Origin of the sequence: Streptomyces sp. NPDC058257 (genome assembly GCF_042881845.1) — a bacterium.
Lineage (GTDB): Bacteria > Actinomycetota > Actinomycetes > Streptomycetales > Streptomycetaceae > Streptomyces.
Genome location: NZ_JBHVXJ010000021.1, coordinates 118,249 through 144,399 on the forward strand (window position 1 = coordinate 118,249; position 26,151 = coordinate 144,399).

7 protein-coding genes are annotated in these 26,151 nt (G+C 71.7%); all 7 read left to right on the forward strand.

The genetic code is table 11. The features are described 5' to 3' along the window. Positions 1 to 34: 34 nt before the first annotated feature. Complete coding sequence (locus ACFVXC_RS34925; protein ID WP_389913911.1) at positions 35 to 13,981, forward strand: amino acid adenylation domain-containing protein; 13,947 nt, start codon at positions 35 to 37, stop codon at positions 13,979 to 13,981. Between the two features lie 35 nt (positions 13,982 to 14,016). Further along, positions 14,017 to 20,550, forward strand: coding sequence for an amino acid adenylation domain-containing protein (locus tag ACFVXC_RS34930; protein WP_389913914.1), 6,534 nt, complete (start codon positions 14,017 to 14,019; stop codon positions 20,548 to 20,550). Between the two features lie 3 nt (positions 20,551 to 20,553). After that, positions 20,554 to 20,781 (forward strand): MbtH family protein, encoded by a 228-nt coding sequence (locus ACFVXC_RS34935; RefSeq protein WP_389913916.1) that lies wholly within the window; start codon positions 20,554 to 20,556, stop codon positions 20,779 to 20,781. Next, positions 20,782 to 22,068, forward strand: a complete 1,287-nt coding sequence (locus ACFVXC_RS34940) for a cation:proton antiporter (RefSeq protein ID WP_389913919.1) — start codon at positions 20,782 to 20,784, stop codon at positions 22,066 to 22,068. Positions 22,069 to 22,180: 112 nt separating this feature from the next. Then, positions 22,181 to 23,692: a tryptophan 7-halogenase gene (locus ACFVXC_RS34945; RefSeq protein WP_389913922.1), complete on the forward strand. Its 1,512-nt coding sequence runs from the start codon at positions 22,181 to 22,183 to the stop codon at positions 23,690 to 23,692. Positions 23,693 to 23,730: 38 nt separating this feature from the next. Continuing rightward, positions 23,731 to 24,903, forward strand: a complete 1,173-nt coding sequence (locus ACFVXC_RS34950; RefSeq protein WP_389913924.1) for a cytochrome P450 — start codon at positions 23,731 to 23,733, stop codon at positions 24,901 to 24,903. Positions 24,904 to 24,918: 15 nt separating this feature from the next. Continuing rightward, on the forward strand, positions 24,919 to 26,127 hold the full coding sequence (locus ACFVXC_RS34955; RefSeq protein WP_389913926.1) for a cytochrome P450: 1,209 nt from the start codon (positions 24,919 to 24,921) through the stop codon (positions 26,125 to 26,127). The last annotated feature ends 24 nt before the right edge of the window (positions 26,128 to 26,151 follow it).

Genomic DNA, 26,151 nt, shown 5'->3' on the forward strand with positions numbered 1-26,151 from the left:
CCGCTCGAAGCAACTCGCTCTGAGGAGAGAAGCGATGACCCGATCCCTTGTCGAGGACGTGTGGCCGCTGTCGCCACTGCAGGAAGGGCTGCTCTTCCACGCCGCCTTCGACAGCGAGGGTCCCGACGTCTACCAAGGGCAGCGGCTGCTCGAACTGACCGGCCCTCTGGACGCGGACCGGCTGCGGGCCTCATGGCAGGCGCTCCTCGCCCGGCACGCGGCACTGCGGGCGGGCTTCCGCAGGCGCAAGACGGGGGAGGCGGTGCAGGTCATCGCGCGGGACGTGGAGCTGCCGTGGCGTGCGGCCGACCTCTCCGGGCTCGCGGAAGAGGACGCGTCGGCCGAGGCGGACCGGCTCGCGGGCCGGGAGCGGGCCGAGCGCTTCGACCTCGCTGCCGCGCCGCTGCTGCGGCTCCTGCTGATCCGGATCGGGGCGGAGCGGCACCGCCTGGTGGTCACGAGCCACCACGTCCTGATGGACGGATGGTCCATGCCGGTGCTCCTGGGTGAACTCTCGGCCACCTATGCGGCGGGCGGCGACACCTCCGGGCTGCCGCCCGTCACGTCCTACCGGGAGTACCTGTCCTGGCTGTCCCGCCAGGACAAGGACGCGGCACGGGCCGCCTGGCAGGCGGAACTGGCGGGGACGGACGAGCCGACGCTGGTGGCACCGGCGGACTCGGGCCGGTCGCCCATGCCCCCGGAGAGTCTGGTCAACGAGATCCCCGAGGAACTGACGGAGGGCCTGACCCGGTTCGCCCGCGGCCATGGTCTGACCGTCAACACGGTGGTGCAGGGCGCGTGGGCGCTGGTCCTCGCGCGGCTCGCCGGACGCACGGACGTGGTGTTCGGTGCCACCGTGGCGGGACGGCCCATGGAACTGCAGGGCGTCGAGTCGATGGTCGGCCTGTTCATCAACACCCTGCCCGTACGCGTCCGGCTCGACGCCGAACAGCCGGTCGCGCGGATGCTGGCCGGACTCCAGGAACGCCAGTCGTCGCTGATGGCGCATCAGCATCTGGGCCTGCCCGAGGTGCAAGGGCTCGCCGAATCGGGCGGCGCGGTCTTCGACACGCTCGTGGTGTATGAGAACTATCCCCTCCCGCCCGCACGGCCCCCGTCGCAGGACACTTTCACTGTGCGCGTCGCCGCTGGTCAGGAGACCGCGCACTATCCGTTCACGCTGGTGGTGGCGCCCGTCGGCGAACGGATGCTCTGCAAGCTCGACTACCGGCCCGACCTCTTCGACCGGGAGACCGCGGAGTCGGTGTTCGCGTGGCTGGTGCGGGTGCTCGATCAACTGGTGACGGATCCCTCGGTCCCCGTGGGGCGGGTCGGGGTCCTCACGGAGCCCGAGCGCGGCCTGGTCGTGGAGGGGTGGGGCGGGACGTCGGGCGAGCTGCCGGGCGGCCTGGTGCCGGAGCTGATAGCGGGACGGGTGGAGTCGTCTCCGGGCGCGGTGGCGGTCGAGGGTGAACGGACACTGTCGTACGCGGAGTTGTGGACGGAGTCCGGTCGCTGGGCTCGCTACTTGGCGGATGCGGGGGTGCGACGCGGAGACCGCGTGGCGGTCGTGATGGAGCGGTCGGCCGATCTCCTTCCGCTGCTCCTTGGGGTGTGGCGGGCGGGCGCCGCCCATGTGCCGGTCGACGCGGGCTCTCCGCTGGAGCGCGTGGGCTTCGTCCTTGAGGACTCGGCTCCGGCCGTCGTGCTGTGCACGGAGAAGACCCGGGCCGCTGTGCCGGAGGGCGCCGCCGAACTGGTCGTGATCGATGACCCGCGCGTGCGGGAGGCACTGGCCGCGTCCGCTGCCGGCGACTCCCCTGTGCTCGTGGGCGCGGACGACGTGGCGTACGTGATGTACACGTCGGGTTCCACGGGGGTGCCGAAGGGCGTGGCGGTGTCGCACGGCAGTGTCGTGGCGCTGGTGGGGGAGCGTGGCTGGTCGGTCGGCCCGGACGACGCGGTCCTCATGCACGCTCCGCACGCCTTCGACGTATCGCTCTTCGAGGTGTGGGTCCCGCTGGCCGCGGGTGCCCGTGTGGTGGTCGCGGGACCGGGTGCGGTGGACGCCGAGCAGGTGCGGGAGCACGCGGCGCACGGGGTCACCTCGGTACATCTGACCGCCGGTTCGTTCCGTGTTCTGGCAGGGGAGTCGCCGGACTGCTTCGCCGGCCTGCGCGAGGTCCTGACGGGCGGGGACGTGGTCCCGGTCGCGTCGGTGGCACGGGTGCGCGAGGCCTGCCCCGACGTGGTCGTACGGCATCTGTACGGGCCCACCGAGGTGACCCTGTGCGCGACCTGGCGGGTCTGGGGCCCGAGTGACGCGGTGGGGTCGGTACTGCCGATCGGGCGCCCCTTGGAAAACCGGCGTGTCTTCGTCCTGGACGCGTTCCTCCAGCCCGTGCCGTCGGGCGTGACCGGGGAGCTGTACGTGGCGGGCGACGGCCTGGCACAGGGGTACTGGGGCCGGGCGGAACTGACGGCGGAACGCTTTGTGGCCTGCCCGTTCGTGCTGGGCGGGCGGATGTACCGCACCGGTGACCTGGTGCGCTGGTCGGACACCGGCGAACTGCTCTTCGTCGGCCGCGCGGACGCGCAGGTCAAGGTGCGCGGCTTCCGGGTGGAGCTGGGAGAGGTGGAGGCCGCGCTGGCCGCTCATCCCGACGTGGCGCAGGCGGTGGTGGTCGCCCGTGAGGACGGTCCGGGCGAGCGCCGTCTGGTCGGCTACGTCGTACCCAGGAGTCCAGCAGGCGTGGACCCCGCCCTGGTCCGCGCGCACGTGGCCAGGACACTGCCCGACTACATGGTGCCGACCGCGGTGCTCCCCCTGGACGAACTCCCCGTCACCCGCAACGGCAAGGTCGACCACAGGGCCCTGCCCGCCCCCGACTTCGCGGCACGGGCGACCGGGCGCGCGCCGCGCACCCAGGCCGAGTCGATCCTGTGCGGCCTGTTCACCGAACTGCTCGGTCTTGAGCGGGTGGGCGTCGAGGACAGCTTCTTCGAGCTCGGCGGCGACTCGATCATGTCGATGCAATTGGTCGCCCGAGCACGCCGCGCCGGCCTGGTCCTCACGCCTCGGCAGGTCTTCGACGAGAAGACCCCGGAGCGGCTCGCGCTCGTCGCCGGACAGACCGGGCAGCGGGGGCACGGCGTCGAATCCTCGCGGGACGCGGGGGTGGGCGATGTGCCCTGGACACCGGTGATGCGGGAGCTGGGCGAGCGCGGTCTGCGCGGCGGGTTCGCGCAGTGGATGATCGTCGGCGCTCCGGAAAGCCTCGGCCGGGATGTGCTGGTGGGCGGTGTGGGTGCCGTACTCGACACCCACGACATGCTGCGGGCGCGCGTGGCGGATGGTGGAGTCGAACCCAAGTTGTCGGTGGGGCCCAGGGGTTCGGTGGCTGCCGAGGCTCTGGTCGTCCGTGTCGATGCTCAGGACGCGTCGGCCGATTCGCTGGACGACGTCGCGGCGGGGGCCGCACGCGAGGCGGTGGGGAGGCTTGATCCCGGCGCAGGCGTGATGGTCCAGGTGGTGTGGGTGGATGCGGGGCCGGGGCGCGTCGGTCGACTGGCCTTCGTGGTGCATCACTTGGTGGTGGACGGCGTTTCGTGGCGGATTCTTCTGCCGGACCTGAAAGCCGCCTGCGAGTCGGTGGCGGCAGGTCGGGATCCACAGCCGGACCCGGTGGGAACACCGTTCAAGCAGTGGGCCGGGGCACTGGTCGAAGAGGCGAGGGGTGAGGGGCGGACGGCCGAACTGGCGCAATGGTCGGAGCTGCTCGGCGCGGCCGAACTCCCCATAGGCGTAAGTGAGTTGGTGCCGAGTCGAGACACCGCGGCGACCATGCACCGCCGTTCGTGGACAGTGACGGCGGAACGCGCCGCGACTCTGGTGGGCAGGGCGCCGACGGTCTTTCACTGCGGTGTGCATGAGGTGCTTCTCGCGTCCCTGGCCGGTGCGGTCGCCGGGTGGTGGGGTCAGTCCGCGGCCTCGGTGCTGGTGGATGTGGAGGGGCATGGGCGGGTGGCGCTCGGCGGTGCGGATCTGTCGCGCACGGTGGGCTGGTTCACCAGCTCGCACCCTGTCAGGTTGGATGTCGGTGCCGTCGATGTGGGTCAGGTGGTGGCGGGTGGTCCGGCGGCCGGGGTGTTGTTGAAGTCGGTCAAGGAGCAGGCGCGGGCGGTGCCGGGTGACGGGCTCGGGTTCGGTCTTCTGCGTCATCTCAATCCCGAGACGGCACCGGTGCTCGCCGCCCTGCCGCGCCCGCAGATCGGCTTCAACTACCTGGGCCGCTTCACCACGGACACGGCGAACGGCGCGGCGGCTCCCTGGCAGCTGTCCGGAAGCGAGGCCATCGGGGGCTCGATCGACCCGGAAACGCCGGTCTTGCACACCCTGGAAGCGAGCGCCGCCGTACAGGACACGCCTGACGGGCCGGAGTTGACCGTCACGTTGAGCTGGCCCACCGGGCTTCTCGACGACGCCGAGGCGGCAGAGCTCGGCCACGTCTGGGAACAGGTGCTCGGCGGTCTGGCCGCCCACGCCACCGACCCCGGCGCCGGCGGACACACCCCCTCCGACTTCCCTCTCCTGGACCTCACACAGCACAACGTCACGGAACTGGAGTCTGTGCCGGGTGAGTTGGCTGACGTATGGCCGCTGTCGCCGTTGCAGGAGGGGATGCTGTTCCACGCCACGTTCGACGAGGAAGGGCCGGACGTCTATCAGAGCCAGCGGCTCATGGCACTGGACGGGCCGCTGGACGTGGACAGGTTGCGTGCGTCCTGGGAGGCCCTCCTCACCCGGCACGCGGCACTGCGGGCGAGCTTCCACCGGCCCGCGTCGGGCCGGGCGGTGCAGGTCGTCGCGCGGCGAGTTGAACTCCCCTGGCGCGAGGCCGATGTGTCGCGGCTGGCGGACGCCGACGCGCACGCCGAGGCCGAGCGCCTGGCCGAGCACGAGATGGCTGAGCGCTTCGATCTGACGAGGGGGCCTCTGCTGCGCCTGCTGCTCATCCGCTTCGGCGAGAACCGGCACCGTCTCGCCGTCACGAGCCACCACATCCTGGTGGACGGCTGGTCGATGCCGGTCATCCTCAACGAGGTGTCCGCGCTGTACGCGGCGAGCGGCGACGCGTCGAGTGATCACGCGGCGCACCTGAAGCCGACCGCCTCCTATCGCGATTACCTGGCGTGGCTGGAGCAGCAGGACAAGGAGGCCGCTCGTACCGCCTGGCAGACGGAGCTGACCGGCGCGGACGAACCGACACTGGTGGCGCCCGTGGACCCCGGCCGGCCGCCGGTCGTGCCCGAGGTCGGCTCGGCGGAGCTCTCCCCGGAGAAGACCCGTGCGCTGACCGAGCTGGCCCGCACCCATGGTCTTACGGTGAACACCGTCGTGCAGGGCGCCTGGGCACTGGTTCTCGCGCGCCTCGCCGGGCGCACGGACGTCGTGTTCGGCGGCACCGTGGCAGGGCGCCCCCCGGAGCTGCCCGACGCCGAGTCCATGATCGGCCTCTTCATCAACACCCTGCCCGTACGCGTGCGGCTCGACGCCGGCCAGCCGGTCCTGAAGATGCTCGCCGAGGTCCAGGAGCACCAGTCGGCGCTGATCGCCCACCAGCACCTGGGCCTGTCGGAGATCCAGCAACTCGCCGGTCCCGGCGCGACCTTCGACACCATGCTGATGTTCGAGAACTACCCGCGGAACTCGGCCACCCTGCCCGGAACGGCCGACGGCGACGAGATCACGATCAGCCAGCTGAGCACCCTGGCCGGAACCCACTACCCGCTCGCGGTCGGAGTCGTCCCCGCCGAGCGGCTCCGTGTCCTTGTGACCTACAGGCCCGATCTGATCGATCGGGAGAGCTCTCTCCGGACGGCCCGTCAGGTCATCCGGATCCTTGAACAACTGGTGGCGGACCCCTCGGTGCTTGTGGCACGGGTGGACGCGCTGGACGCCGCGGATCGCGTGTCGGTCGTGGAGGAGTGGAACGCCACAGGGGAGCGGGCCTTCGAGGGAACCGTGCCTGAACTGATCGCCGGGCGGGTGGAATCGGCGCCGGACATGGTGGCGGTCGAGGGGGAACGGACGCTGCTCTACGGGGAGTTGTGGGATCAGTCCGGTCGCTGGGCCCAGTACTTGGCGGACGTGGGGGTGCGGCGGGGTGAGCGTGTCGCGGTGGTGATGGAGCGTTCGCCGGACCTGCCGACGCTGCTCCTGGGGATCTGGCGGGCGGGCGCCGCCTATGTGCCGGTGGATGTGGGATGGCCGGTCGAGCGGGTCGCCTTCGTCGTGGAGGACGCGGCTCCGGTGGCCGTGGTGTGCACATCGGGAAGCCGGGGTGTGGTGCCGGACGGGGCTGCCGCCCACGTCGTGGTCATCGACGACCCGCAGGTGCGGGCAGCGCTGGCCGGTCGGGACACCGGGCGGCAGATGGTGCCCGTGGTGGCGGGGGACGTGGCGTATGTGATGTATACGTCGGGTTCGACGGGTGTGCCCAAGGGGGTGGCGGTGCCGCATGGGAGTGTGGCGGCGTTGGTGGGGGAGCGTGGCTGGTCGGTGGGTCGGGGGGATGCCGTGCTGATGCACGCTCCGCATGCCTTTGACGTATCGCTCTACGAGATGTGGGTTCCGCTGGCCGCCGGTGGCCGTGTGGTCATGGCCGGGCCGGGTGTGGTGGACGCCCAGCAGGTGCGCGAGCACGTGAAGCGCGGGGTGACGTCCGTCCATGCCACGGCCGGCCAGTTCCGGGCGCTCACCGAGGAGACCCCCGAGTGCTTCAGCGGGCTGCGTGAGGTGCTGACGGGCGGAGACGTCGTTCCGCGCGCCTCGGTCGCCCGGCTGCGGGAGGCCTGCCCGGACGTCACGGTGCGGCACATGTACGGGCCGACCGAGGTGACCTTGTGCGCGACCTGGCATGTGCTGGAGCCGGGCGACGAGATGGGTCCCGTACTGCCCATCGGGCGTCCGATGAGCAGCCGGCGGACCTTCGTCCTGGACGCGTTCCTGCGGCCGGTGGCACCGGGTGTGACCGGCGAACTGTACGTAGCGGGCGCCGGGTTGGCGCAGGGCTACTGGCGTCGGGCGGGCCTGACCGCCGAGCGGTTCGTGGCCTGCCCGTACGTACCGGGAGAGCGGATGTACCGCACCGGCGACCTGGTGCGGTGGTCCGCGGACGGCGAGCTCCTCTTCGTCGGCCGCGCGGACGCGCAGGTCAAGATCCGTGGCTACCGAGTTGAGCTGGGTGAGGTTGAGGCGGTCCTGGCCGCCCACCCCTCCGTGGCTCAGGCGGTCGTCGTCGCCCGCGAGGACCGGCAGGCGGAACGCCGCCTCGTCGGCTACGTGGTCCCGGACGGTACGTCGCCCGACCCGGAAACCATCCGCGCCCACGCGGCCAAGACCCTGCCCGAGTACATGGTCCCCACGGCGGTACTCACCCTGGACACGCTCCCGGTGACCCGCAACGGCAAGGTGGACCGCGACGCCCTGCCCGCCCCCGACTTCGCCGGCAAGGTCACCGAGCGCGCGCCGCGTACGGAGACCGAAGCGATCCTGTGCGCGCTGATCGCCGAACTCCTTGGCCTGGAACGGGTCGGACCCGACGACAGCTTCTTCGAGCTCGGCGGCGACTCGATCATGTCGATGCAACTGGTGGCCCGCGCCCGACGCGCGAACCTCATCCTCAAGGTGCAGGACGTCTTCGAGCACGAGACGCCCGCGGGCCTCGCGGCTGTGGCCGGGCATGTGGGTGCCGAGACGGCCACGTCGGCTTCCGGCATCGGGAACGTGCCCTGGACACCAGTGATGCGGGGGCTCGGCGAGCGGGGTCTGCGGGGCAGGTTCGCGCAGTGGACGATCGTCGGCGCTCCGGCGGGCCTGGGCCGTGACGTCCTGGTGAGTGGGGTGGCTGCCGTCCTCGACACGCACGACATGCTGCGGGCCCGCGCCACGAACGGCGGGGACGGCGGGGACGCCATGAACGGCGGGGACGGCGAGGACGGCCTCAAGCTGTCCGTAGGGCAGCGTGGTTCCGTCGATGCCGCGGACCTGGTCACGCGCATCGACGCGGCGGACGCGCCGGACGACTCCCTGGACGGCCTGGCGCAGGAGTCGGCCCGTGAGGCCACCAGGCGTCTCGATCCGTCGGCGGGTGTGCTGTTCCAGGCCGTCTGGGTGGACGCGGGACCGGAGCGGACCGGCCGACTGGCCATCGCCGTCCATCACTTGGTGGTCGACGGGCTGTCGTGGCGCATCCTCGTGCCGGATCTGCGGGCCGCGTGCGAGGCGTTGGCGGCCGGTCGGGAGCCGGAGCTCGACCCGGTCGGGACGTCGTTCAAACACTGGTCGGACGTCCTGGTCGAGCAGTCCACCAGCGAGAGCCGGACCGCCGAGCTCGCGGACTGGACCGCGCTGCTCGGGGCACCCGAACCCCCGCTCGGCAAGCGGGACCTGGACCCGGCCCTGGACACCGCGGCCACCATGCGCCGCCGTTCCTGGACCGTGCCGACGCACCTCGCGGCCACGCTGGCGGGCCCTACCCCCGCGCTGTTCCACTGCGGGGTGCACGAGGTGCTCCTGTCGACGCTCGCGGGCGCCATCACGCGGTGGAGGAGCGGCGAGGACGGTCCCGTACTCCTCGACGTGGAGGGGCACGGCAGGGACCCGCTCGCGGGCGCGGAACTGTCGCGCACGGTCGGCTGGTTCACCACCACACACCCGGTTCGCCTTGACGCGGCCGGTATCGACCTGGACGAAGCAAGGGCCGGTGGCCCCGCGGCCGGAGCGCTGCTGAAGTCGGTCAAGGAGCAGGCGCGGGCGATACCCGCCGACGGGCTCGGCTTCGGCCTCCTGCGCCATCTCAACCCCACCACCGCACCGGCCCTGGCGGCGCTGGCGACCCCGCAGATCGGCTTCAACTACCTGGGCAGGTTCGCGACGGAGACGGCGGCCGGACCTGTCGCTCCCTGGCAGCTCGCCGGCGGTGAGGCGATCGGCGGTTCCGTCGACCCGGACATGCCGGCCCTGCACGCCCTGGAAGCGGGCGCCGCGGTGCGGGACACCCCTGAAGGGCCGAAACTGACCGTCACGCTGACATGGCCCACCGGAGTGGTGGACGAGGCCGGTGCGGAGCACCTCGCCCGGATCTGGCTCGACCTGCTCGCGGGTCTGGCCGCGCACACCACGGACCCGGCCCCCGCCACCGACGCCCTTACCGGCACCACGGCGGGCGGACACACTCCCTCCGACTTCTCCCTCCTCGACCTCACGCAGCACGAGGTCGACGCACTCGAATCCGCCGTACCGGAGTTGGCGGACATATGGCCGCTCTCGCCGTTGCAGGAAGGGCTGCTGTTCCACGCGGGCTTCGACGAGCAGGGACCGGACCTCTACGAAGGGCTGCGCGTACTCGACCTCGACGGGCCACTGGACGTGGACCGGCTGCGGGCCTCGTGGGAGGCGATCCTCGCCCGGCACCCGATTCTGCGGGCCGGCTTCCACCGGCGCACATCCGGCCAGGCGGTGCAGGTCATCTCACGGCACGTGGAACTGCCCTGGCGCGAGGCCGACTTGTCGGGCCTCCCGGCAGCCGAGGCGCGCACCGAGATGGACCGGATCGTCGAGGGCGAGCGCACCCGCCGACTGGACGTGACCGCGGCCCCGCTGCTTCGCCTGCTGCTGATCCGGCTCGGCGAGAACCGTCATGCCCAGGTGGTCATCAACCACCACATCGTCACGGACGGCTGGTCGCTGCCGGTCCTGATCGCCGAGATGTCCACGATCTACGCGGCGGGCGGTGACGGGCACGCCCTGCCCGCCGCGACCTCGTACCGGGAGTACCTGTCCTGGCTGGAGCGCCAGGACGGGGAAGCCGCACGGAGCGCCTGGCGCACGGAGTTCGCGGGTACGGAGGAGGCGACGCTCACGGTGCCGGAGGACCCGTCCGCGGCGCCCGCCGTACCGGAACGCGTTGCCTTCGAGTTCAGCGAAGAACTCACCCGGGGCGTCGTCGACTTGGCGCGCGGCCATGGTCTGACGGTGAACACGGTCGTGCAGGGCGCCTGGGCGCTGCTGCTCGCCCGGCTCGTCGGGCGTACGGACGTGGTGTTCGGCGCGACGGCCGCGGGACGCCCCGCCGAGCTGCCGCGCGTGGAGTCGATGGTCGGCCTCTTCATCAACACGCTGCCCGTACGGGTCGAACTGTCGGCGGAGCAGTCGGTGGCCGCGATGCTGACCAGTCTCCAGGAGCGACAGGTCGCGCTCATGTCCCACCAGCACATCGGCCTCTCCGAGATCCGCAAGGCCGCGGGTCCCGGCGCCGCCTTCGACACGCTCGTCGTGTACGAGAACTACCCGCGCCCGCCTCTTAGCGACTTCGAACCCGACACCCTGTCGATCCGCCCCGGCGGCACACCGCAGGACACGGGCCACTATCCGCTGACGTTGATCGCGGTGCCGGGCGATCGCCTGCACGGCGAGTTCATCTACCGGCCCGGCGTGTTCCACCGCGCCTGGGCCGAGGAGATGGTGGCGGCGCTCGGCTGCGTGCTCGAAGGAATGGCCGCCGACCCGTCGGCGCCCGTCGCACGGGTGGGCGTACTGGGCGGGGACCGGCGCGACCTCGTCGTGGGCGAGTGGAACCGTACGCAGGCGCCGGTGGCCGCGGAGACGCTGCCCGCGCTGTTCCGGCGCCAGGTGGAGCGATCGCCGGATGCCGTCGCCCTGGAGTCGGGCGAGCGCTCACTGTCGTACGCGGAACTGGAGGACGAGGCCGGACGCTGGGCCCGCTGCCTGATCGCGGCCGGTGTGGGGCCGGAGCGCAGGGTGGCCGTCCTCGCGCCGGGATCGGTGGCGACGGTGGTCTGCGTACTCGCCGTTTCCATGGCGGGCGGGGTATTCGTGCCGGTGGACCCGGGATACCCGCCGGAGCGGGTGGCGTTCGTGCTCGCCGACGCGGACCCGGCCGTGGTGCTGTGCACGCGTCAGACGCGGGCCGCGGTGCCGACGGGGTTCGCGGGCCCTCTGATCGTCCTCGATGATCCTGACACCGCCGAGGCCGTCGCCGGGCAGGCGGCGGGATCCATCGGCCCCGAAGAGCAGGCCGGGCCGCTCGGCGCGGACAACGCGGCGTACGTGATCTACACCTCGGGATCGACGGGGACCCCGAAGGGCGTGGTCGTGCCGCATGTGGGGTTGGCCAATCTCGCGCGGGCCCAGATCGAGCGGTTCGCGGTGGGTCCTGACGCACGGGTGCTCCAGTTCGCCTCGCTGAGCTTCGACGCGGCGGTCTCCGAACTGTGCATGGCGTTGCTCTCGGGAGGATCGCTCGTGGTGGCCGGGGCGGACGCGCTGCCGCCACAGGTGCCCCTCGGGCAGGCGCTCCGGGCCCTGGGCGCCACCCATGTCACCGTGCCCCCGAGCGTCCTCGCCGCGGAGGAGGAACTCCCCACGGCACTGGAGACGCTGGTGGTGGCGGGGGAGACGTGCCCCCCGGCGCTCGTGGACCGGTGGTCCGGCGGGCGGCGGATGGTGAACGCGTACGGGCCCACCGAGCTGACGGTGTGCGCGGCCATGAGCGCGCCCCTGTCACCGTGCGAGGAGACAGGCCGGGACGCGGTGCCGATCGGCCGCCCGATGGCCAACGTGAAGGTGTTCGTCCTGGACCGCTTCCTCCAGCCGGTCCCGCCGGGAACGCCCGGTGAGCTGTACGTCGCGGGGGCGGGGGTGGCCCGCGGATACTGGGCGCGGCCCGGCCTGACCGCCGAGCGCTTCGTGGCGTGCCCCTACGCGCCCGGGGAGCGGATGTACCGGACCGGGGACCTGGGGCGCTGGACGGACGACGGCGAACTCGTCTTCGCCGGCCGCGCGGACGCGCAGGTGAAGGTGCGGGGCCACCGGATCGAACCCGGCGAGGTCGAAGCGGCCATCGCCGCGCACGCCGGGGTCGCCCAAGTGGTGGTCGTGGCGCGTGACGACCGGCGGGCCGGTGAGCACCAGCTGGTCGCGTACGTTGTCGCCGACCCTTCGGAGGCATGGCGCACCGATCAACTCCTCACCTCTGTCCGGGACATCGCGGTGGAGCGGCTTCCCGCCTTCATGGTCCCGTCGGCGTTCGTCCCGCTGGACCGCCTGCCCCTCACCGCGAACGGGAAGGTGGACAGGCGTGCGCTGCCCGCCCCCGACTTCGCGGGGAAGGTGTCGGGACGGGAGCCGCGCACGGAGACCGAGGCACTGCTGTGCGGTCTGTTCGCCGAGGTGCTCGGCCTGGAACGGGTCGGCGTGACGGACAGCTTCTTCGTGCTGGGCGGCGACTCGATCTCCTCGATGCAACTGGCCTCCCGCGCCCGGCGCTCGGGACTCGTGGTGACACCCCGGCAGATCTTCGAGGAAAAGACCCCCGAGCGCCTCGCGACGGTGGCGGAGGCGGCCGACGGCGCCGGGCAGGACGCCGTCGAGGACATCGGCGTCGGCGAGGTGCCATGGACCCCGGTGATGCGCGAGTTGGGCGAGCCCGCACGCCGCCCGAGGTTCGCGCAGTGGGCCGTCATCGGTGCTCCGGCCGGCCTCGAACAAGACGTGCTCCTGACCGGTCTGACCGCCGTCCTGGACACGCACGACATGTTGCGCGCACGCGTGGTCACGGCGGACGACGGCGGCGCCGAGCCGCGTCTCGTCGTCGGAGAACAAGGATCCGTGGACCCCGCGGACCTGGTCACCCGGGTGGCCGCCGAGGAGACGGCGGACGAATCACTCGACGAGATCGCGGAACGCGCGGCGAAGGAGGCCGTCGAGCGCCTCGACCCTGCGCGGGGCGCGATGCTCCAGGTCGTGTGGGTGGACGCGGGCCCGGAGCGCGTAGGCCGACTGGTCCTCATGGTCCATCACCTGGCCGTGGACGGAGTGTCCTGGCGGGTCCTGGTGCCCGACCTGGCCCTCGCCTGCGAGGCCGCCGCGGCGGGACAGGAACCCGTGCTCGACCCCGTGGGGACATCGTTCAGGCGCTGGTCGGAACTCCTGTCCGCGCAGGCCGCGGCACCGGACCGGGTGGCGGAACTCGACGCGTGGAGCGATTTGCTCGGCGGCGCGGAACCGCTCCTGGGCCGGCGTCCGCTGGACCCGGCGCTCGACACCGCCGCGACCACACACCGCGCGTCCTGGCGGGTCCCGCGGGAAGAGGCGGCCACGCTGGCAGGCCAGACCCCCGCGCTGTTCCACTGCGGGGTGCACGAGGTGCTCCTGGCGACGCTCGCGGGCTCCATCACACGCTGGCGAGGCGAGGGCGGGCACACGACTCCCGATCAGGCACCGCCGGATCACGTACTGCTCGATGTGGAGGGCCACGGCCGTGAACCGGTCGAAGGCGCTGAACTCTCGCGCACGCTGGGCTGGTTCACCAACACCCACCCACTGCGCCTCGCCGTCGCCGACGTGGCCCTGACCGAAGTGACGGACGGCGGTCCGGCGGCCGGCTCGCTCCTGAAGGCGGTCAAGGAACAGGTGCGTGCGGTGCCGGGCGACGGGCTCGGATACGGGCTGCTGCGGCACCTGAACCCCGAGACGGGCCCGGTGCTCGCCGCCCTGCCGCGCCCGCAGATCGGCTTCAACTACCTGGGCCGGTTCACCGCCGGTGACCCGTCCGAAAGCCGTACGGTCGCGGCCTGGCAGATGGCCACGGACACGGCGATCGGCGGTTCGGCCGATCCGGACATGCCGTCCATGCACGCCCTGGAAGCGGGCGCGGCCATCGTGGACACTGCTGACGGGCCCGAGCTGACCATCTCGCTCAGCTGGGCGGGCCAGGTCATCGACGGTGCCTCGGCACAACGCATCGGCCGACTCTGGCTGGACATGCTCGGCGGCCTCGCCGCCCACACCACCGATCCCACGGCCGGTGGACACACACCTTCCGACTTCCCCCTCCTCGGCCTCGCGCAGAGCCAGATCGAGGATCTCGAAGCCGGATTCAACCCGCTCTGAAGCCCTGAGGCTCCAAGGCTCCGAGGAGAGACGAGATGACCCGATCACCGGTCGAGGACGTGTGGCCGCTGTCGCCGCTGCAGGAAGGGATGCTCTTCCACGCCGCCTTCGACGACCAGGGTCCGGACGTGTACACCGTGCAGTCCGCGCTCGACATCGAAGGACCCGTGGACCCGGCCAGGCTGCGGGCATCGTGGGAGGCGCTCCTCACCCGGCACGCCGCGCTGCGCGCCTGCTTCCGGCAGGTGAGCGGGGCGCAGATGGTGCAGGTCATCGCGCGGGACGTGGTGCTGCCCTGGCGTACCAAGGACGTGTCGGGCCTGGCCGAGTCCGATGAGCCCGCCGCCCTGGAACACCTGGCGGAGAGCGAACGGGCCGAGCCCTTCGACCTGGCGGCGCCGCCGCTGCTGCGCCTCCTCCTGATCCGCCGCGGCGCGCACCGCCACCGCCTCGTCATCACCAGCCACCACATCCTCATGGACGGCTGGTCGGCCCCGGTCCTGATCGGTGAACTCTCCGAGATCTACGCGGCGGGAGGCGACGCGTCCCGGCTGGGGCGCACCACCTCGTACAGCGAGTACCTGAAGTGGCTCGCCCGGCAGGACAGGGAAGCCGCGCAGGCCGCCTGGCAGGCAGAGCTCGCGGGCACGGACGAGCCGACACTCGTGGCACCGGCCGTCCCCGACCGGCTCCCCGTCTTCCCCGAGAACGTGAGCGTGGACCTCACCGAGAAGGTCACACGAGGCGTGGCGGAACTGGCCCGTACCCATGGCCTGACGGTGAACACCGTGGTGCAGGGCGCCTGGGCACTGGTCCTCGCCCGGCTCGCGGGGCGCACGGATGTGGTGTTCGGCGCGACGGTGGCGGGACGGCCTCCTGAGCTGCCGGGCGTGGAATCGATGGTGGGACTCCTCATCAACACGCTGCCGGTCCGGGTCCCAATCGACGGAGCGCAGCCGGTATGGGACATGTTCCGTGCACTGCAGGAGCGTCAGTCGGCGCTAATGGCCCATCAGCACCTGGGCCTCCCGCAGATCCAGAAGGCCGCGGGCCCGGGAGCGGGATTCGACACGCTCCTGGTGTTCGAGAGCTTTCCCCAGCCTCCGGCCGCCTCCCCCGCACCGGACCGCGAGAGCCTCTCGCTCAGGCCGGCGGGGTTCACGCGTGAGGCGGCGCACTATCCGCTGACGCTGGTGGTCGGCCCCGGTGAACGCATGCACCTGAAGCTCGAGTACCGACCGGACCTGTTCGACCGGGGCGTCGCCGTGGCGGCGCTCGAATCGCTGATGCGGGTGCTGGAGCGGGTGGTGAGCGACCCCGCCGTGGTGGTGGGGCGCGTCGGGGCGATGGCGACGGTCGAGCGTGGGGCGGCTACCGTGCCGCCGCGCGAGGTGGTGCCCGAACTGATCGCCGGTCGGGTGGTGTCGTCTCCGGGTGCCGTGGCCGTCCAAGGTGAACAAGCGTGCTCGTACGGGGAGTTGTGGGCGCAGTCCGGTCGCTGGGCCCAGTACCTGGCGGGCATGGGGGTGCGGCGGGGCGACCGTGTCGCGGTGGTCATGGAGCGGTCGCCGGACCTGGTGAAGCTCCTGCTGGGGATCTGGCGGGCCGGTGCCGCCTACGTGCCCGTGGACGTGGGGTGGCCGGTGGAGCGGGTCGCGTTCGTCCTGGACGACGCGGCTCCGGCGAGGGTGGTGTGCACGGCGGAGAGCCGGGGCTTGGTGCCGGAGGAAGCTGCCACGCGCCTTGTGGTCCTCGACGACCCGCGGGTGCGGGTGGCGCTTGAGGCGTGCGGAACCGACAAGCCGATCGTTCCGTTGGTGGCGCAGGACGTGGCGTACGTGATGTACACGTCGGGCTCGACCGGCGTGCCCAAGGGAGTCGCGGTGCCGCACGGGAGTGTGGCGGCCCTGGTGGGGGAGCGGGACTGGGCGGTGGGCCCGGCGGACGCGGTCCTCATGCACGCCCCGCACGCCTTCGACGCGTCGCTCTTCGAGATGTGGGTCCCGCTGGTCGCGGGAGGCCGTGTGGTGCTGGCCGAGCCCGGCGTGGTGGATGCCCAGCAGGTGCGTGAGCACGTCAAGGGCGGTGTGACGGCGGTGCATCTGACCGCCGGTTCGTTCCGCGTCCTCGCCGAGGAATCCCCCGACTGCTTCACCGGGCTGCGCGAGGTGCTGACCGGCGGCGACGTGGTTCCGGCCGCCTCGGTCGCCCGTGTGCGCGAGGTCTGCCCGGATGTGTCGGTCCGGCACATGTACGGGCCGACCGAGACGACACTGTGCGCGACCTGGCATGTACTGGAGCCGGGCGACGAGATGGGCCCCGTACTCCCGATCGGGAGCCCGCTGCCCCACCGGCGGGCTTTCGTCCTGGACGCGTTCCTGCAGCCGGTGCCGCCGGGCGTGACCGGTGAGCTGTATATCGCGGGCGCCGGGTTGGCGCAGGGCTACTGGAACGGCCAAGGCCTGACCGCTGAACGCTTCGTGGCCTGCCCGTACGTACCGGGAGAGCGGATGTACCGCACCGGGGATCTGGTGCGCCGGTCCAAGGACGGCGAACTGCTCTTCGCCGGCCGTGCGGACGCGCAGGTCAAGATCCGGGGCTTCCGGGTGGAGCTGGGAGAGGTGGAGGCGGCGCTGGCCGCTCATCCCGACGTGGCCCAGGCGGTCGTCGTCGCCCGCGAGGACGGGCCGGGCGAGCGCCGCCTCGTCGGCTACGTCGTCCCCGAGGGGACGGAGGCCATCGACCCCCAACTCGTCCGCGCCCACGTCGCCGAGAGCCTGCCCGACTACATGGTCCCGGCCGCCGTACTGGCCCTGGGCGCCCTGCCCGTGACCCGCAACGGCAAGGTCGACCGCAAGGCACTGCCCGCCCCGGACTTCGCCGAGCGCGTCTCGGGGCGCAAGCCCCAGACCGCCGCCGAGGAGACGCTGTGCCGTCTGTTCGCCGAGGTGCTCGACCTGGAGCGGGTCGGGCCCGACGACAGCTTCTTCGACCTGGGAGGCGACTCGGGCCTCGCGATGCGCCTCGCGGGACGGATCCGCGAGGAGTTCGACGCCGAGGTAGGCATCCGGCAGTTCTTCGGCTCGCCGACACCGGTCGGGGTGGCCCGACTGCTCGCCACGAAGGCGCGGCCCGTGCTGCAACCCGTCGAGCACCGAGACGAAGTCCCCGTCACAGCGGGACAGTTCCGCACCTGGCTGATGTCACGGCTCGATGACGAGTCGGGGATCGACCGCATCCCGGTGGCGCTGCGGCTGAGCGGTGATCTCGACCAGGAGGCGCTGCGGGCGGCCCTCGGCGATGTGGCCGCACGGCACGAGATCCTGCGCACCACCTTCGACGGGACGCGGGGCGGCGCCATGCGGCAGCGCGTCCTGGACGCCGCCGAGTCACGTCCGGCGCCGGACGTGACGGGGGCGGCCGAGGCGGAGCTGCCGGACCTGCTGGCCGCCCGCGCCGGGCACGCGTTCGACCTCGGCAGCCGGACGCCGTGGACGCAGACGCTCCTGCGCCTCTCGGACACCGAGCACGTACTGCTTCTGGTGGTGCACCGGATCGCCGCCGACGACACCTCCCTGGACGTTCTGGTCCGTGACCTGGCCACCGCGTACGGCGCGCGCCGCGAGGGGCGGGTGCCGGAACGGGCCCCGCTGCCCCTCCAGTTCGCCGACTACGCGCTCTGGGAACAGGCCCTGCTCCAGGGCGAGCAGGAACCGGAGAGCCTGGTCAACGATCAACTCTCCTACTGGCATGACACCTTGGCGGGCATCGACGCCGAGATCGAGCTGCCCGCCGACCGGCCACGGCCGTCCGTCGCGTCGCACCGGGCAGGCAGCGTCCCGCTGCGCCTCGACGCCGAGACGCACGGGCGACTCGCCGATCTGACCGAGGACGACGCGACGACGACGTTCATGGTGGTGCAGGCGGCTCTCGTGATGCTGCTCGCCCGGCTCGGCGCGGGCACCGACATCACGATCGGCACACGGGTCCCGCGCCGGGACGAGTCCGGTCTCGAAACACTGGTGGGCCCCTTCGCGGGGGCGCTCGCCCTGCGTACGGACGCGTCCGGCGATCCCACGTTCCGCGAGCTGCTCGGCAGGGTCCTCGCGGTGAACCAGGAGGCGCGCGAACACAGGGACGTACCGTTCGAACGCCTGGTGGACGCCCTTGAGCTGCCGCCGTCCCTCGCACGCCACCCGGTGTTCCAGGTCCTCCTGGAGGTCGACGACAGCGTCGACGAGCCGTGGGATCCGTGGGAGCTGCCAGGACTGCGCACCACGCGCCTGGACGTCGGTACGCAAGCCACCGAGCTCGACCTGTCGTTCAGCCTCACCGAACGGTACGAGTCCGACGGCGATCTCGGAGGCGTCGAAGGACAACTCCGCTACGCGACCGAGCTGTTCGACCGGCGGACCGCCCAGACACTCGCGCAGCGGTTCGTCCGCGTGCTCGAGCAGGTGACGACCGATCCGGAGCAGCGGCTGAGCGCGCTCGACGTGCTGCTGGACACCGACGAAGCCCGGCGGCTCGTGGCGAGCGCGAACGACACGGCGGCGCAGCCCGTCACGCGCACCGTGGTGGAGGCGCTGGACGCGCAGGCGGCACGTACACCGGATGCGATCGCCGTCACGGATCTCCACGGCTCCTTGACGTACGAGGCGTTGGGCGCCGCGGCGGAGCGGCTCGCCGGGCGGCTGATCGAGCAGGGGGCGGGCCCGGAGAGCGTCGTCGTCGTGGCCCAGCCCGTCGGCAACGCCCTGGTTGTCGCGCTGCTCGGAGTGCTGAAATCCGGTGCGGCCTGCTGCCTCGCCGAGGATCCCGCACGCCCGCTGGAGGGCGCCGAACTCCCGGACGGCGGGATCCTGGTCTGCTCCGAGGCGTCCGTCGCTTCGGTGGCCGGCAGCGCCGGGATTCCGGTGGTGGTACTCGAAGACTCTGAGCCGGACGCGACCACCAGGGCGACGGCGAAGGCACGTTCCGTCCTCCTGGGGCACCCGGCGCTCGTCCTGGCGGGCGCCGTCATCGAACACCGCACGCTCGCCTCCCACACGACGTACCGCATGCATGCCTCCCCGGCGTTGGGCGCGGCGCCGCTCCTTGACGCCCGGGCTCCGTCCGCGGCGCTCGTGACGCCACTGCTCGCGGCGCTCTGCGCGGGAGGGAGCGTGCGGCTCGGCGTACCCGGCGAGGACCTCGTGGCGGGGGAGGCCGGGACACTGGTGGTCACCACCCCCGAACTCCTTGACGCCGCTCCCGCGGCCCTGGTCGTGGACCTGGCGGGCGAACCGCAGGCCGTGGACCAGTTGCACGGATGGCAGGAGCGGCACCCCTCGACCCCGCTGGTGAGCGGCTACGGAGCGCCGGAGACGGGCGGAGTGTGGCTGGAACACCGGACAGGCCCAGAGCTGGAGCACGGGCCAGGCCCCGACGAGTCCGTCGGGTGGGAGCCCCGCACCGGCGCCCCCGTCCTGGACACCCGTGCCTTCGTGCTCGACGAGCGCCTGCGTCCGGTGCCGCCGGGCGTCACGGGTGACCTCTACCTGGCAGGCACCACGCTGGCGCGCGGCTACGCGGGCGACTCCGGGCGCACGGGCGGGCGGTTCGTCGCGTACCCCTTCGGCCTCGCGGGAGAGCGCATGTTCCGTACCGGCGAACGCGCGAAGCTGACACACACGGGCCGCATCGCCGTACAGCCCGAGGACCAGGAGCCGAAGCGGGGCGCCGGCGCAGGGCGGCGGATGGGCAGGAACCGCGGCGACCTGGGAGTCATCCTGCCCCTGCGGCCGGAAGGCAGCCGCCCCCCGCTGTTCTGCCTGCACACCGGCATGGGCCTGAGCTGGACGTACGCGGCTCTCCTGCCGTACCTCCCGCAGGACCAGCCGGTGTACGGGGTGCAGGCACGCGGGATCACGCAGCCGCAGTCAGGTCAACTGCCGCGCAGCGTCGCGGAGATGGCGGCCGACTACGCGGACGAGATCCGCGCCGTACAGCCCGTCGGCCCCTACCACCTCCTGGGCTGGTCCATCGGCGGAACCATCGCTCAAGCCGTCGCCGCCCGTCTCGAGGAACTGGGCGAAGAGGTGGCGCTGCTGGCGCTGCTCGACGCCTATCCCGCCAGCGGCGCCGCCAAGTCGCGGTTCCGCGGCGAGGAAGGACAGGCGGCGGAGGGATATGGCGTACTGCAACAGAGGCAGGGCGCCGACGTGGCCGACCTCTACCGCTCGTCGGGCATGAGCGAACAGGCCCTGTCGAACCTGGAGACGGTCGTTCGCAACATGTCCGGGTTCGCGCCGGACCACACGCCCAGCGTCTCCCGCGGCGACCTGCTGCTCTTCGTGGCGGCGGCCGACCGGACCGAGGAACAGTCCGTGGCGGATTCCGTCGCGAGCTGGGAGCCCTTCATCGAGGGCGACATCGAATCGCACGAAGTGCCCGTCGGCCATTACGACATGCTCAAGCCCGAAGCCCTCTCGCGCATCACGCGCGTCGTCGCGCAGAAACTCGGCGCGACGACAGGCAAGGCGAAGGAAAAGAATCCGGAACAGCGGACAGCGACCGAAAAGGACTGAACGATGACCAACCCGTTCGACAACGAAGACGGCACCTTCCTGGTTCTCGTCAACGACGAGGGACAGCATTCCCTGTGGCCCGCGTTCGCCGAGATCCCGGAAGGCTGGACCACCGCACACGGTGAAGGCACCCGGCAGGAATGCCTCGCGTACATCGAGGAGAACTGGACGGACATGCGCCCCAAGAGCCTCGTCGCGGAGATGAGCAGGAACGAGACGGCGGTTCCCTAGGTGGACACGGAATCAATGGTGACCGTGGCGATCGGCGATGTAGCCCTCATCGTCATCGCCTCTCGCCTCCTTGGAGCCCTCGCCCGCCGCTGCGGACAGCCCGTGGTCATCGGCCAGATCGTCGCCGGAATCGCCCTTGGCCCGACGCTGCTCGGCCGCCTGCCAGGCGATCCGACCTCGCGGCTCTTCCCGTCGGAGGTGCTGCCGTTCCTGACCGTGCTCTCGCAGATCGCCATCGTGATCTTCATGTTCGTCGTGGGGTACGAGATGGACTGGCGGCAGCTGCGCCAGGGCGGGAGAGCCTCGGCCACGGTGGCCCTGTGCGCGTTCCTGGTCCCCGCGGGACTCGGCATGGGCGCGGTGGGGGTGTTCCACGGGGCGTTCGACGCGGTCCAGCCGGGGCACGCGGACGGCAGGACGTTCTGGCTGTTCATGGCAGTGGCGGTCTCCGTCACCGCGCTGCCCGTGCTCGCGGCGATCGTCCGCGAGCGAGGGCTCGCGGGCAGCCCCGAGGGCACCGTGGCCACGACCGCCGCCGGGCTCATGGACGTGGTGGCGTGGCTGGTCCTCGCAGCCGCGCTCGCCGGCACCGGTCACGCCACGGGGTATTCGTGGCAGCTGACGCTGCTTCTGATCTCCCTGTTCGTGGCGGCCCTGTTCCTGGTGGTGCGTCCGGTGCTCGCGTGGTGGATGCGTCGGTCCAGAGTGGTGACGTCCCACCAGCTCACGATCGCGCTCGGCCTCGCCCTGGGCAGCGCCTGGGTGACCGCGGAGCTCGGTCTGCACCCCGTGTTCGGTGGTCTCCTCGCGGGCCTCGCGATGCCCCGCAGGGACGGTGTGCCGGACGCCGACGTGCTGCGGCCGATGGAGCAGACCTCCGACCTGCTGCTCCCGCTGTTCTTCGTGACGACGGGACTCTCCTTCAACATCGGCTCGCTGGACGGGAACGGCGGCCTCCTGCTGCTGTTGATCCTCGCCATCGCCACCCTGGGCAAGTTCGGTCCCGCGTACGCGGCATCGCGGATCAGCGGCATGGACCCGCACCGGTCGGCCACCGTCGCCGCGCTGGTGAACACCCGGGGGCTCACGGAACTGATCGTTCTGAACGTCGCCCTTGACGCGGGAATCATCGGCCCGGCGCTTTTCACCGTTCTCGTACTCATGGCATTGGTCACCACCTTCATGACGGGGCCGCTGCTTTCTCTGATAGGGCGCAGGCGCGAGCGGGAAACCCCGCTCGGCCCGAAGGAGAAGGTCGTTCGCGCGCTGGCGGATGGACAACCTTGACGCCCAGTAGGGGCGATTTCAGAATCAATTGAGCAATGGGGATCGAGCAATGGGGCTCCCCGGGCGGGTGCCGGACTATTCGGTTCCCGCCCGGGAGGAAAGGGGAAGAGGGATGACCTTGCCTAAATCCGAGGAATTCGACGTGGTGGTGGTCGGCGGAGGGCCCGCCGGATCGACGCTCGCCGCACTGGTGGCCATGCAGGGGCGGCGGGTCCTTGTCCTGGAGAAGGAGTTCTTTCCGCGCCACCAGATCGGCGAGTCGCTGCTGCCGTCCACCGTGCACGGTGTGTGCAGGCTGACCGGTGTCGCGGACGAACTGGCGAAGGCGGGGTTCCCGCGCAAGCGCGGCGGCACGTTCCGGTGGGGGGCCAACCCGGATCCCTGGACCTTCTCCTTCGCGGTCTCCCCGCGCATGAGCGGCCCCACGTCGTACGCCTACCAGGTGGAGCGGTCCAAGTTCGACGACATCCTGCTCAAGCACGCCCGCAAGGTGGGCGCCGAGGTGCGCGAAGGCTGCTCGGTGCTCGACGTCATCGACGACGACGAGCGGGTCCGGGGCGTCACGTACACCGACGCCGACGGCAACGAACGCCGGGCGCTCGCCACGTTCGTCGTGGACGCTTCGGGGAACAAGAGCCGCGTGTACCAGCGGGTGGGAGGCACGCGCGAGTACTCGGAGTTCTTCCGCAGCCTGGCCCTGTTCGGCTACTTCGAAGGCGGCAAGCGGCTGCCGGAACCGAACTCGGGCAACATCCTGTCGGTCGCGTTCCCGAGCGGCTGGTTCTGGTACATCCCCCTGAGCGACACGCTGACGAGCGTCGGCGTCGTGGTGCGGCGCGAGATGGCCGAGAAGATCCAGGGGGACCGGGAGAAGGCGCTCATGGCGCTCGTCGACGAGTGCCCCCTGATCGGCGAGTACCTCGCGGACGCCACGCGGGTCACCACCGGGCAGTACGGCGAGCTGCGCGTCCGCAAGGACTACTCGTACCACCAGACGACCTTCTCCCGTCCCGGGCTCGTCCTCATCGGTGACGCGGCGTGCTTCGTCGACCCGGTGTTCTCATCGGGCGTGCACCTGGCGACGTACAGCGCGCTGCTCGCGGCACGTTCCATCAACAGCGTCCTGTCCGAGCGCGTCGACGAGGAAAGGGCGTTGAAGGAGTTCGAGGACCGCTACCGGCGCGAGTACGGCGTCTTCTACGAATTCCTGCTGTCCTTCTACGAGATGCACCACGACGAGGACTCCTACTTCTGGCGGGCCAAGAAGGTCACAAGGACCGAGCGGCCCGAACTCCAGTCGTTCGTCGAGCTCATCGGCGGTGTCTCCTCCGGCGAGCGGGTCCTGACGGAGGCCGAGATCCTCGCCAAGCGCTTCTCGTCGGACTCCGCGGAGTTCGCCGCCGCCGTCGACGAACTGGCCGGCAGCGAGGAGGGAAGCATGGTGCCGCTGTTCAAGTCCTCGGTGGTGCGCGAAGTCATGCAGGAGGGCGGCCAGGTCCAGATGCGCGCCCTGCTCGGGGAGGACGCCGAAGTGGAGGCCCCCCTGTTCAGCGGTGGTCTGGTGCCCTCACCGGACGGCATGTTCTGGCAGCAGCCCCAGCCCGCCCCGAGCCCGGCCGAGTAGCAGCCGAGCAGCAGCCGAGCAGAGAAGGAGGTCCGCGCATGGCGCGGCCGTCAGACCTCTCCATGCACAACCGCAGGGACCGACTCGACCCACTGCCCGAGCTCAGCGAACTCAGCGCGCGGGCACCGCTGTCCGAGGTCGAACTCGGCGACGGACCCAGCTCGTCCACGGGCTGGCTCGTCACGGGCCACGACGAGGTGCGCGCGGTCCTCGGCGACGCGGAGCGGTTCAGTACGGCCCCGCCCGCGGGCGGCAGCCGGCCGGTCCAGGCGGGCAACCTCATCCAGTACGACCCGCCCGACCACGCCCGGCTGCGGCTGCTGCTCACACCGGAGTTCACGGTCCGCCGGATGCGTGGCCTGGAACCCGCCGTCGAAGCCGTCGTGGCGGACTGCCTCGACATCATGGAGAAGGCCGGGCGGCCCGCCGACTTCATGCGGCACGTCGCCTGGTCCGTGCCGGGCCTCGTCATGTGCGAGCTGTTCGGCGTACCCCGCGACGACCGGGCGGAGCTCGCGCGGCTGCTCAAGGTCAGCCGCCCCGCCTTCCGCGGCAGGCAGCTGCAGATGACCGCAGGCGCCGCCTATCTCGCGTACGTCGACCAACTCGTGGCCCGGAACCGGCGCGCACCCGGCGACGACCTGCTCGGCAGGCTGGTGCGCCAGCACGGCGACGACATCGACGACGACGAACTGGTCGGCCTCACCGCGTTCGTCATGGGCTCCGGCGTCGAGAACATGGCCAGCATGCTGGGCCTGGGCATCCTCACGCTGCTCGAACACCCCGACCAGCTGGGCCTGTTGCGGCAGTGCCCGCACCTGATCGACCAGGCGGTGGAGGAGTTCATCCGCTACCTCTCGATCATCCCGACGGCGTCGCCGCGCACCGCACGCGAGGACGTACCCCTCGCGGGCAAGGTGATCAAGGCCGGTGACCAGGTGGCCTGTTCGCTGTTCGCGGCCAACCGCGTCAGGCCGCCCGGCGCGCCGCCGGACGTCCTCGACATCACCCGGGAGGCCACCGCCCATGTCGGGCTCGGCCACGGCATCCACTACTGCATCGGCGCCTCGCTGGTGCGGATGGAGCTCAGGAGCGCCTATCTGGCGGTACTGCGCCGCTTTCCCGAGCTGCGCTGCGCAGTGCCGCCCCAGGAGATCCGCTTCAGGACCCAGGCGCCGTACGGCGTGGAGACACTGCCGGTCACCTGGTAGGGGAGTGGTGGAGTGATGACATCGACGACCGAGCACGGCCTCGTCCACACCCGGCGCGAACGCTTCGGCCCGGCCGAGGAGCTGCGCAGGCTGTCCGAGGGGCGGCCCGTCACCCGGATCGACGTGGGCCCGGGGACCGACGGCGTGCCCGTCTGGCTCGTCACGGGCCACGCCGAGGTACGCCAAGTCCTGGGTGACCACCGGCGGTTCTCCACCCGGCGGCGCTTCGGGCCGCCCTCGTCGGCGGGGCGGGCCGAGGGCCCGCGGCCCGAGGAGCTGATCGGGCAGCTCATGGACTACGACCCGCCCGAACACACCCGGCTCCGGCAGATCCTCACGCCGGAGTTCACCCTGCGCCGGATGCGCAGGATCGAGCCGGGAATCACCGCCATCGTCACCGAGCACCTCGACGCCATGGAGCGCACGGGTCCGCCCGCCGAACTCGTGGGGGCGTTCGCGTCGCCCGTCCCCGGAGCCGCGCTGTGCGAACTGATCGGCGTGCCCCGCGACGACCGCGGCGACTTCCTGCGCCGCTGCCATGCCTTCCTCGCCCCCGGCCGGGGGCGCCAGCGCCGGGCGGCGGCAGGGGAACTGCTCTCGCGGTACGTCGCCGCGATGGTCGCCCGGCAGCGCTCGGACCCCGACGAAGGCTTTCTCGGCGCGCTGGTCCGCGACCACGGCGACCAGGTCACGGACAAGGAACTGCGGGGCGTCTGCGTCCTGTTGGTGCTCGCCGGCCTCGACAACATCTCGGGGATGCTGGGGCTCGGCACCCTGCTTCTCCTCGGCCACCCCGAGCAGCTCGCCGCGGTGCGCGACGACCCCGGGACGGTGGACCGAGCCGTCGAGGAGCTGCTGCGCCATCTGTCGGTGCCGCACGCGCCGACACCCCGGAGGGCCCTGGAGGACGTCGTCGTCGGGGAGCAGCTCATCAGCGCGGGTGAACACGTCCTGTGCTCGCTGCCCATGGCCAACCGCGACCCCGCGTTGCTCGCCGAGCCCGACCGGTTCGACATCACGCGCGAGCCCGGCGCCCATGTCGCCTTCGGCCACGGCATCCACCACTGCCTGGGCGCGGCACTGGCCCGGATGGAACTGCGGATCGCCTACCCCGCGCTGCTGCGGCGCTTCCCCGGCCTGCGCCTCGCCGTGCCCGAGCACGAGGTGCCGTTCCGGGTGCACGCGCTCGCCCACGGCGTGGACCGACTGCCGGTCACCTGGTGAGCCCTCATCCAGTGAATGAGAACG